The sequence below is a fragment of the Oleiphilus sp. HI0086 genome (assembly GCF_001635225.1).
On record NZ_LWFZ01000737.1, the window covers coordinates 1 to 10600 of the forward strand.

The window sequence follows — 10600 nt, forward strand, 5'->3', positions numbered from 1 at the left end:
TTTACTGCTCTCTGTTATGATAGCGCGTCCTTAAAACGCTTCGGTACTACTTGTCCTTATGAGCCTTAAAAAAACCTACAAAGTTATTTTTTATAATAATGAAGATATCTACGAGATTTACGCTTCTCATGTATATCCCTCGGAACTATACGGCTTCATTGAGGTGGAGCAGCTTCTTTTTGGTGAAAAGAGTCAATTGCTTGTAGATCCTAGTGAGGAGCGTTTGAAGAACGAGTTTACTGGTGTTAAACGAACTTATATTCCAATGAATGCGATCGTCAGAATTGATGAGGTTGAGCAAGAAGGCACGCCCAAGATCTCTGGAAGCCGCAGTTCTGTTGCCAGTTTTCCTTCGGGTGGGCGACCAGACAAGTCGTAGATCCTTCTGCCCGCGTTACTTATTATCAGAATAAAAAGCCAGGAGAATGACCATGTTATTTATTAGTCCATTATATGCTTCATTGTTAGTGATCCTTATCGTGTTTCTAGCTTATCGGGTGACAACCTTTCGTAGAGATGAGGGAATATCCATTGGTGATGATACTGGCTCAAAAGCAATGAAGAGCGCTGTGCGAGCGCATGCTAATGCAGTAGAGAATATACCTGTAGGGATTGCTTTACTGCTAATGCTCGAGTTAAACCACTTAACACCCTGGCTTATACATGTGTTCGGACTGACGCTACTATTGTCTCGTATTGCACATGCTTATGGCTTATCGAAGAAGAATGGTCCGACTAAAGGTCGTTTTTACGGTACTTTGTTTACATGGTTGTGCTTGCTGGCAATGGCCGTTGTTAATATTCTAATTTTAGTCACTCGATAAGACATGACACCAGAACGTTACCAAAAACTAAAGCGCACGTTAGACCTCAGACAGCCAGATTTAACGCTACTGACAGAACAGATTCATAAGCCGAGAAACATTGCTGCACTGGTTCGAACCAGCGATGCGGTCGGTATCCAAGAACTAAATATGGTATGGCCCTGGGATAAGCATCGCCCTTATAGTGGTACGGCAATGGGCAGTGATCGTTGGGTGGATATTGTTCGACATGAGTCAATGCCAGAGGCGATTGATACCCTGCATGAAAAGGACTATAAGGTTTATGCTGCGCATCTGTCTGATAGCGCAATTGATTATAGGGATGTTGACTATACTAAGCCTTGCGCGATTCTATTAGGTAATGAAAAGAAGGGCGTCAGTGATATCGCAGCGGCCAAGGTGGATCAGCATATTGTGATTCCGATGCTTGGTATGGTGGAGTCATTTAACGTATCGGTTGCCGCAGCCATTATTCTCGCTGAAGCGCAAAGGCAGCGGTCCTTGGCTGGGTCTTATGATCAGGTTCGTTTAGATGGTAAAACCTATCAGGAAACTTTCTTTCGCTGGGCGCACCCTAAAGTCGCTAGCTATTGCCACCAGAACAAACTTCCATATCCCGAAGTTAGTGAAGAGGACGGTGAGATAATAAACCCCTCACAATGGTATGCGAGTATCAGAGCTAAGCGTGATTCTGCTTCAGAATAAACTTTGAGCGATAAAAGCTCACTAGAACAAGACTCTCTCCTATGTTGAAAGCTATCTTTAGCCTTGCTGGCCCATTGGTAATAGGGCAAATCTCATTTGCTTTAATGGGTTTGATCGATACGCTATTGATGGGGCGTTTAGGGGTTGATGTGCTTGCTGGTGGTGGTTTGGGCGCAGTTGTATATCAATTCTTTTACATCGTTGGTATTGGTGCTTTAGTCGCTACGGCTAATATGGTTGCTTTTGCTAAGGGCAGTGGTAATCAAAGTGAAATCCACCGTGCAGTCTTGTCTGGTAGCTTATTGGTGGTGATTCTTTTTGTCGTCTTTGCTTTTGGCTTGGTTAATATCTCGCCTGTCTTACTTTTCTTTGGCCAGCTGTCTGAGCTGGTTTTTTTTGCTCAATCATATTTAGATCTTGTTTTATGGGCATTGTTGCCAGCATTTGGTTTTATCTTGATGCGCAGTTTGGTTGTTGGCTTAGGTAATTCAAGGCTTATTCTTCCTATTAGCCTAATAGCAGCCGTTTCAAATTACCCGGTTAGTCTGGTGTTGATGGAAGGCTATTTGGGTTTTCCAAAAATGGGCCTGGAAGGCATAGCCTTAGGAACCTGTATTATTTCCTGGGCGATGTTTCTGGGATTGGTGTTTTTGAGTTATCGACGCGATGAATTTAAGGGATTTCCTTTTTGGAAGGGCTGGCAAAACTTTTCTCTTTCGCAATTTCTTGAAACGCTAAGGCTTGGATTACCTATCGCTTTGGCCCATGCAATGGAGGTGGGAATGTTTTCGGCTGCAGCAATCATGATTGGGTGGTTGGGGGCGACAGCTCTGGCTGCTCATCATGTTGCGCTTCAGGCAGCTACCTTAAGTTTTATGGTGCCACTGGGGATCTCCCAAGCGGTTTCAGTTAAGGTGGGGGAGTTATACGGGCAGAATGCTGTTGGGCAGGTTCCACAAGCTGTGGGTTCAGGTTTTGTACTGGCACTTGTAAGCGCTTGTTTTGCTGCAATAATATTTATCTTTGCACCTGAAACTTTGGTGCAGCTGTTTGTACAAAAGGAACAGCTTCTAGCGGAGAATTACCAGGAATTTGTTCAGTTAGTGGCTTCAATTCTTCTAGTTGCTGCAATCTTTCAGGTGGTTGACGCTTGGCAGGTGATTAGTATGGGCGCCCTTAGGGGCTTTAAGCTTGGAGCTTCGCCGACATTGGCAGCGATTATTAGCTATTGGTGTGTCGGTATGCCTATTTCTTACTTCTTGCTGGAGCCCTATGGTGCGGTAGGCGTGTGGGGAGGTATGGGAGTAGGGCTGGCAGTCAGTGCGCTCGTGCTTTCAGCTTTGCTGTTTCGCGAGGTGCGACGACATAAGTCTATGCAGTCGCACTAGTTTCTGTTTCGCTGACTATTGAGGCGTTCGGCAGGAGTATTCAATGCTCCAATGAGACCAGAGGTCAATTCCCATAGCCGAGGCGTTGTAGAATAATGCGTTATCCAGCAAGCCGACCACCACATCTACTGGTGTAACCTCAGTAGTAACCTGGTTCCAGTCAAGGCCGACACAAACCTGACTTGTTTCAAGGGCATTGCTTAATTCAGCGAACTGATAAATGCTGTGGTGATACCACCTGCGGTAGCGCTTGCCTGAGCTGGCATCCAAATCGTCTTCGGATACATCTGATGAGAAGTCAAATAGAGACGGTACGGGGTCAGGCACGACTTCGCCATTTTCAAAATGGATCACTGCGCAGCCTTGGCTCATCGCTATTGTCGTCGCTAGCAGGGTGGCACTTAGTAATTTATTTAGCTGTTTCATGAATCGTCATTCTCCAGTTCACACCAGACTTTCGCAGTTCTGGGGAGGTATAAGCCTAGAGATAAGGTGGCAAATAGCACATCTGTTGCCGAGTATTTGCTTTGCATTTGTTTTACGGGTTGTTGGCGACAAATTTTGGTGACGTCAATGTGATGCTCGCCGATAAAGCCCCATAAAAAGAAATGTTTGGATTCTTCATAATGAGGGCGGTATCTGAAGTCAGAGGGGCCGCTTTCGGTAATGGTGACCGCAGCGCAGCCTCCCAAGCTAATTGCAAGAAATAAGACAAAGAGGGTAGAAATTTTGCTCATTGCGCATCCATGTATCAAACAGTCTATTATTCTGGGGAATTATAGCGAGTTTTGCGAGACTTCAGGCGAACCAGTATGCAAAAAAATGAAGTACCTGCGATAAAAGTTATACGAGGCCTGCTAAGAGGCGCCCGTATAAGCTAATGAGGCCAACTGTATTACTTGCTTAACTTCTCTTGCTGCGCTTTGATTGCTGCTTGCTTTTCAAGTTTACGTCGAGCAATCGTCTCGCTGACATCGCCACCAATGTGTTTCTCATGGCGCAGCTTAGCGAGTTCTATTTGCTTCTGTCGTTCAGCGAAGCGGGCTTTTTGTGCTTCGGTGTGCATGTCGTGACACCTTGGGCAGCTAACGCCCTCAACATAAAGCTCGCTAGATTTATCTTCTTCTGTAATTGGAAGACGACATGCATTACATTGATCGTAACGACCTTTCTCCAGTTGGTGATTGACTGCTACGCGTTCATCAAAGACAAAGCATTCGCCTTCCCACATGGTCTCTTCAGCTGGAACTTCTTCTAAGTATTTAAGGATGCCGCCTTCAAGGTGATAAACGTCTTCAAAACCTTGTTCTTTCAGGTAAGCTGTCGATTTTTCACAACGAATACCGCCCGTACAAAACATCGCGACTTTTTTGTGCTTTGCCTTATCCAGGTTTTCTGCAACGTACTGAGGGAACTCTCTAAAGCTTTCGGTTCGAGGGTTCAAGGCATGTTGGAAGGTGCCAATTTCGACCTCATAATCATTTCGCGTATCGACTAGTAGAACTTCAGGGTCAGAGATGAGTGCGTTCCAGTCCTTTGGCTTTACATAGGTGCCAACTACTTCCTTAGGGTTTATGCCTTCAACGCCCATGGTGACGATTTCTTTTTTCAGTTTTACCTTGGTTCGGGCAAACGGAGCTTCTTGGGTGAAAGACTCCTTATAGCTAAGATCGCTCAAACGTGGGTCTGACTTTAACCACTCAAGAAGTTTGTCTATGCCCGCTCTAGAGCCAGCAACGGTGCCGTTGATGCCTTCTTCTGCAAGTAGTAGGGTGCCTCGTACGTCGATGCTCTTCATCAATTCAAGAAGAGGGGTTTGAATCTCTTTGTAATTTTCGAGTGTGACAAATTTATATAATGCGCAAACAACGTAAGTTTGCTCGTTTGGTGTGGTAGACATGTTATTTCCTATCAGCATGACCGGAACGTAAATCCGGCGCCTTGGTTTAGTGTTAAGAACTAGTTTTCTTGCTTGTCCTTAATGTGTTCAAGAATCTGTTTTTTCAGGCTCTTGGGGATTTCTGTAATAGTGAGCGTATTTGACTGCTCATCAAACAAGATTGTTTGCTGCATAAGGTCTGATGAAAAGGACAGGCTTAAACCATTGCCCTTGCCAGAGATTCTGACCAAATGCTTTAGCTTACGAGTGTCTGGGCGCAGGGTTTGGCTGGTGTCTAGTTGCGCTTCTTGTTCTGCGAATTGAGCAAAGCGGGTGGGTTCATTTTCATCAAGGAAGCCCGATAGCTCATTAATCGGCACTGCTTCACCTAGCTGCTGCTGTTCAACGCAAAAGTCATAGGCTTTTTGATGAAGCTGAGCAGCTTGCTTGGGTTCGGTTTCTTTGGTGTAGCCTGCTAATACTTCCATTAGCGTTTCAGTTTCTTTTGCGCTGTCGATAGAGCTCTTGAAACCGATTGACTGAGTGAATGCTTCACCTATTTTGGCTTTTGAGCGTGCGCGGACCAAGCAAAGGTATGGGTCAGTACTTTCGCTTTCTGAAAGCCAGTCATCAAGGTCGATGCGCAGGGCAAGATCCATTTTATTTGTGTTGAGGTAGTCCACGGTATCGAGATTAAGCCCAGAGTCTAGGAGTAGGCCGGAATTTGTTTCCAGCGCAAAGATATAGACTCGAGGGCCATCTGCACGTTCCTCATGAACCGTAAGGATAGTGGCTTCAAAGCTCTCGCTGGTTTTATCCACTAGGTCTTTGAGTTGATTCATGTAGAGAAGGCTTAGCTTCTCGAAGCTGATTTTTCCATCCAGTTGCTCTTTCAACCAGTTTTGATAGGGGGCACTACTATAGTCTTCATCAAATTGACCGTGGAATTTACCTGCTTTGAATTGAAAGACTTTTTTAAGTTGACTGAAGAGTCCTTCATGATCTGCAGTGACGTCAGGTGCCTGCTCACAGAGTTGAATTTCTGAAGGTTGATCTTCTTGCCAGCGAGTAATCTTATGAAAAACTAGCGAAGTAATAGCCATGGATTGAGTTCTCTCTGTGTCCAATGAAATAAGGGGCTACGAAGTAAATCGTAGCCCCTGTCTTTGGGTTAGGCTTACTGAGATGAGTATCTCAGTGAATCAAATTTAGCTAAGCCCTTTTACCTGTTCAGGAATATCTACGTCAGATGTTGCTGATAGTACGGTATCTGCAATATCTGAACTGCCTTCCAATGAGGTAATTGCAATTAAGCCTGCTTCTTTAGCTGCCTTAGCAATCAAGAGTTTATCTGCATCGTTGTCGGCCATGTGAGAGGTGATCAACAGGCAAGTTCGACCCTGATTGAACAGCTTACGCTCAGCGGCTTGAGCGAGTACATCACCCGCTTCACCTGAGCAAGCAATAATCGAGGCTACCTGGTGATCTAAACGCGCTGCACGCTCTGCTTCGCTAACAGGTTCCCACTGTGCGCTAGTATCTTCAGCGGCTTCAACGATCATGCCTGCGCCAACCGTTACGTTGGTTAGACGGTCGATAATAATGAAGGCGCCCGTTGCTTTGTTTTCACCATATGGGTCAAACGCAAGTGTCTGGTTTGCATGGATCGTACACAATGCAATACTGTTAAGCTCTAGTTCGCTGGCATCCTTTTTCTCAAGCGTATTAACGTCAATTAAATGCTCAATTGACTGAATTGACGCTGAAGCCTGCTTGGAACCAAGTTTAATATCAATAAGCTTGCCTGGCTGAATTTTGTCTTCAGACATCCAAACGATATGTGCTTTTACCGCAGAACTTACCGTTGGGTGATTGTCAGACTGAACAATCATATCGCCACGACTGATATCGATTTCATCATTCAAGGTAAGCGTAACCGCTTGACCTGCGAAACCTTCATCCAGTGAACCTTCAAAGGTCACGACTTCTTTTACGGTACTGCTTTTACCCGAAGGAAGTGCAGTAATTTTATCGCCAGGCTTAACGATACCCGAAGCAATCGTTCCACAGAAACCACGGAAGTTAAGGTTAGGGCGGTTAACGTATTGTACTGGTAGGCGGAAGTCTTCCAGATTCTTGTCTTTAGCTATTTCGACTGACTCAAGCATCTCCATTAGAGGCTTGCCTTTGTACCAAGGTGTCTTGTCGCTATTGCTGATTGTGTTAACACCTTTCAGTGCAGAAAGTGGTGCAAACTGGATATCGCCCAAATCTAACTGGTCAGAGAATGAAAGGTAATCGCTCTTGATTTCATTAAAGCGCTCTTCGCTGTAGTCAACCAGATCCATCTTATTGATGGCAACGATGACGTGCTTAATACCCAGTAAAGAAGCAATAAATGAGTGACGTTTGGTTTGCGTTAATACACCGTGACGTGCATCGATCAGGATGATTGCCAGGTCAGCAGTTGACGCACCAGTTGCCATGTTACGAGTATATTGCTCGTGTCCGGGAGTGTCGGCGATGATGAACTTGCGTTTAGCAGTTGAGAAATAACGATAAGCAACATCAATGGTGATGCCTTGCTCGCGCTCAGCCTGTAGGCCGTCAACTAATAGTGCAAGGTCGATTTCACCTTCGTTGGTGCCGGACTTAACGCTGTCTTTCTTAATTGCTTCAAGTTGATCTTCATAAATCATTTGAGAGTCATGAAGTAGTCGGCCAATAAGTGTGCTCTTGCCGTCGTCAACGCTACCACAAGTAAGAAGACGTAGTAGTTCTTTTTGTTCGTGTTGCTTCAGATATTCGTTAATATCTTCACTGATAAGATCTGACTGGTGTGACATGTAAACTATCTCTTTATTTGCTGCCTCGCGCTGGGTCTTAGCGTGAGGCAATAATCTTGGTTGCTATGTATCAGCTTTGTACGTATATGCTGGCCTAGAAATAACCTTCGCGCTTCTTCTGCTCCATTGAGCCTGCCTGGTCGTGATCAATGACGCGGCCTTGTCTTTCAGAGGAGGTGGTTAGTAGCATTTCCTGAATTATTTCGGGCAAGGTTGTCGCTTCAGACTCAACTGCACCCGTTAGCGGGTAGCAACCAAGCGTACGGAAGCGTACCGACTTCATCTCTACCTTTTCACCTTCTTCAATCGGCATACGTTCATCATCAACCATGATCATGACGCCGTCACGTTCAACAACAGGTCGCTTCGCTGAGAAATAAAGTGGAACGATATCGATGTTTTCCAGGTGGATGTACTGCCAGATATCAAGTTCTGTCCAGTTAGATAAAGGGAATACACGAATGCTTTCACCTTTATTAATCTTACCGTTATAAGTATTCCATAATTCAGGGCGCTGATTCTTTGGGTCCCAGCGGTGGTTTTCATCACGGAAAGAGTAAACACGTTCTTTAGCGCGAGACTTTTCTTCGTCACGTCGTGCGCCACCGAAGGCTGCGTCAAACTGATATTTGTCCAGTGCTTGTTTAAGACCTTGGGTTTTCATTACGTCGGTGTGCTTGGCACTACCGTGAGTAAAAGGTCCGATGCCTTGATCAACGCCTTCCTGGTTGATATGCACGATCAGATCGAAGCCATACTTTTTAACGGTCTCGTCACGAAACTTGATCATTTCCTGGAATTTCCAGGTAGTGTCAACATGCATTAGAGGGAAAGGTGGCTTACCTGGTGCAAAAGCTTTGCGAGCCAAGTGCAGCATAACAGCGGAATCTTTACCGACAGAATAGAGCATTACCGGATTATCAAATTCAGCGGCTACTTCTCGAATGATGTGGATGCTTTCAGCTTCCAATTGCTTTAAATGAGTCAAATTGTATTGCGACATATATGTAACTCTTACCAGAGGTCAATAAACGAAAAAATCGTGTTTAAGTGGATAGCTGCTATTTCTATAGGCTGCTACCTAACAAAAGGGTGCGGAATTATAACAGGCTTGTCGCTAAATAATAAGGGATGTGGTGCTTTAGTGAGTGGTGGTGGAGTGCGCTTATATTCTCACTTATGCTAAAAGATCAGATGTTTAGAATATAATGTTCTATTTAAGATGTCTCGATATCAGTAAGAAATACGGATGTCTTGTGTTTAGTTTCTCGCTGTTTGGCGGCTCTTTTTGGGGTGCTACATTGCTAGTACTAGGAGCGGCAGTAGGAACACGCTATAATCGCGTTTTTGATAATTAAGCCAAGAGAAGAAGATGGACGTTAAAGCCTATATGGTCAAAGTGGGTGAGGCAGCTCGTCAAGCTGCTAGCCAGATGACTTCAGTCAGTACCGGATTAAAAAACAAAGCTCTATTAGCAACCGCTGATGCTTTGAATGCCAAGCGTGATATGTTGATTCAAGAGAATAAAAAGGATCTTGAGGCTGGGCGTGAAAATGGTTTGGATGATGCGATGCTTGATCGTTTGGAGCTTACGCCAGCGCGTATAGATGGCATGATTGAAGGCTTGCAGCAAGTAGCAGGGCTTGATGATCCTGTTGGAATTATTAACGATCTCAAGTATATGCCTTCCGGTATTCAGGTTGGCAAGATGCGTGTGCCGCTTGGTGTGATTGGGATTATCTATGAGTCTAGACCAAATGTAACGGTTGAAGCGGCGAGCCTGTGTATTAAATCGGGTAATGCAACGATTCTTCGTGGCGGTTCAGAAGCTATTCATTCAAACAAGGCCATCGCGAGCTGTATCGCAATAGGTTTGTCTGAAGCTGGCTTGCCTGAAACGGCTGTTCAGGTGATTGAAACGACAGATCGCGCGGCAGTGGGTGAAATGATCACCATGCCAGAATATGTCGATGTGATCGTGCCTCGTGGCGGAAAAGGTCTGATCGAGAGAATCAGTCGAGACGCTAAGGTGACAGTAATTAAGCACTTGGACGGTATATGTCACGTGTTTATCGACCGTGATGCGGATATTGAAAAGGCGAAGGCAATTTCATTGAATGCAAAAACGCATCGTTATGGCACTTGCAATACGATGGAAACGCTTTTGGTTGATGCGCCTGTCGCTGAAGAGGTTCTGCCCCAGTTAGCAGTTTTATATGCAGAAAAAGAGGTTGAGCTACGTGGCTGTGAGCAAACTTGCACAATCTTGAATAATGCGGGTTTTGCTGCGAAGGATGCGACGCTGGAAGATTGGCAGACAGAATATCTTGCGCCGGTATTATCTATTAAGGTGGTAGAGGGTATGCAGGAAGCCATTGCGCACATCAATGAGTTCGGTTCGCACCATACTGACTCAATTGTTACCGAGAACTATACAAAAGGTCGTCAATTCCTAGCGAGTGTCGATTCCAGCTCGGTAATGATCAATGCCTCAACGCGATTTGCTGATGGCTTTGAATATGGTTTGGGTGCAGAAATCGGCATTTCAACCGATAAGATTCACGCGCGTGGGCCGGTTGGTCTGCATGGCTTAACTTCGGAAAAATTTGTGGTGCTGGGCGATGGGCATATCCGTCAGTGAGGCCTGCATTAATTAGATTCCTTATGAGAAGTCTAACTTCGTGAAAGTTGTTTTCGGTGGTACTTTCGACCCGGTTCATGTTGGTCATTTGCGCATGGCCACCGAGCTTGTCTCGGAACTGGGTGTCAACAGTGTCGACTTGATGCCTTGTTACCAGGCTGTGCATAAGGATAGTGTGTCGGCAAGTGCTGACTCTCGCCTTGAAATGTTGAAGCTGGCGACAGCTCATGACTCGTGTTTGAATGTTGATGAGCGAGAGATTCGGCGGGGTTGTCCAAGTTATACCATTGAATCAGTTCGCGGGAAGCGTCAAGAGC

At 45.3% G+C, this 10600-nt stretch carries 12 protein-coding genes; 6 read left to right on the top strand and 6 right to left on the bottom strand.

What is annotated here, in order from left to right; translation table 11 throughout:
* Positions 1-58: 58 nt before the first annotated feature.
* Genes A3756_RS12310 through A3756_RS12325 form a run of 4 tightly spaced genes read left to right on the top strand, consistent with a single transcriptional unit; the run spans position 59 to position 2917 of the window.
* Positions 59-379, top strand: coding sequence for a DUF1820 family protein (locus A3756_RS12310; RefSeq protein ID WP_068507936.1), 321 nt, complete (start codon positions 59-61; stop codon positions 377-379).
* Between the two features lie 52 nt (positions 380-431).
* Positions 432-824: an MAPEG family protein gene (locus tag A3756_RS12315; protein WP_068507986.1), complete on the top strand. Its 393-nt coding sequence runs from the start codon at positions 432-434 to the stop codon at positions 822-824.
* 3 nt (positions 825-827) lie between these two features.
* Entirely contained in the window at positions 828-1529 is a 702-nt protein-coding gene (gene trmH / locus A3756_RS12320) for a tRNA (guanosine(18)-2'-O)-methyltransferase TrmH (RefSeq protein ID WP_068507934.1), read from the top strand.
* Between the two features lie 41 nt (positions 1530-1570).
* Complete coding sequence (locus A3756_RS12325; protein ID WP_068507932.1) at positions 1571-2917, top strand: MATE family efflux transporter; 1347 nt, start codon at positions 1571-1573, stop codon at positions 2915-2917.
* Positions 2918-2932: 15 nt separating this feature from the next.
* Here A3756_RS12325 and A3756_RS12330 read toward each other — a convergent pair whose 3' ends face one another.
* From A3756_RS12330 to cysD, 6 genes are all read right to left on the bottom strand, one after another.
* Complete coding sequence (locus A3756_RS12330) at positions 2933-3343, bottom strand: hypothetical protein (RefSeq protein ID WP_068507930.1); 411 nt, start codon at positions 3341-3343, stop codon at positions 2933-2935.
* Positions 3340-3654, bottom strand: a complete 315-nt coding sequence (locus A3756_RS12335) for a Bor family protein (protein WP_068507927.1) — start codon at positions 3652-3654, stop codon at positions 3340-3342. The genes A3756_RS12330 and A3756_RS12335 overlap by 4 nt, the downstream gene beginning before the upstream one ends.
* A 158-nt stretch (positions 3655-3812) precedes the next feature.
* Positions 3813-4817, bottom strand: a complete 1005-nt coding sequence (locus A3756_RS12340; RefSeq protein WP_068507924.1) for a rhodanese-related sulfurtransferase — start codon at positions 4815-4817, stop codon at positions 3813-3815.
* Positions 4818-4876: 59 nt separating this feature from the next.
* Positions 4877-5899: a nucleoid-associated protein gene (locus A3756_RS12345; protein ID WP_068507922.1), complete on the bottom strand. Its 1023-nt coding sequence runs from the start codon at positions 5897-5899 to the stop codon at positions 4877-4879.
* A gap of 105 nt (positions 5900-6004) precedes the next feature.
* Positions 6005-7642 carry a sulfate adenylyltransferase subunit CysN gene (gene cysN / locus A3756_RS12350; RefSeq protein WP_068507920.1) on the bottom strand — a complete coding sequence of 546 codons (1638 nt, stop codon included), beginning with the start codon at positions 7640-7642 and terminating at the stop codon, positions 6005-6007.
* 94 nt (positions 7643-7736) lie between these two features.
* Positions 7737-8645: a sulfate adenylyltransferase subunit CysD gene (cysD, locus tag A3756_RS12355; RefSeq protein ID WP_068507917.1), complete on the bottom strand. Its 909-nt coding sequence runs from the start codon at positions 8643-8645 to the stop codon at positions 7737-7739.
* A gap of 369 nt (positions 8646-9014) precedes the next feature.
* Between cysD and A3756_RS12360 the strand changes: the two genes are divergently transcribed.
* Both A3756_RS12360 and A3756_RS12365 read left to right on the top strand, forming a co-directional pair.
* Positions 9015-10283 carry a glutamate-5-semialdehyde dehydrogenase gene (locus tag A3756_RS12360; protein ID WP_068507915.1) on the top strand — a complete coding sequence of 423 codons (1269 nt, stop codon included), beginning with the start codon at positions 9015-9017 and terminating at the stop codon, positions 10281-10283.
* Between the two features lie 40 nt (positions 10284-10323).
* On the top strand, positions 10324-10600 hold a 277-nt coding region (locus A3756_RS12365; RefSeq protein WP_156490442.1), incomplete at its 3' end, for a nicotinate-nicotinamide nucleotide adenylyltransferase.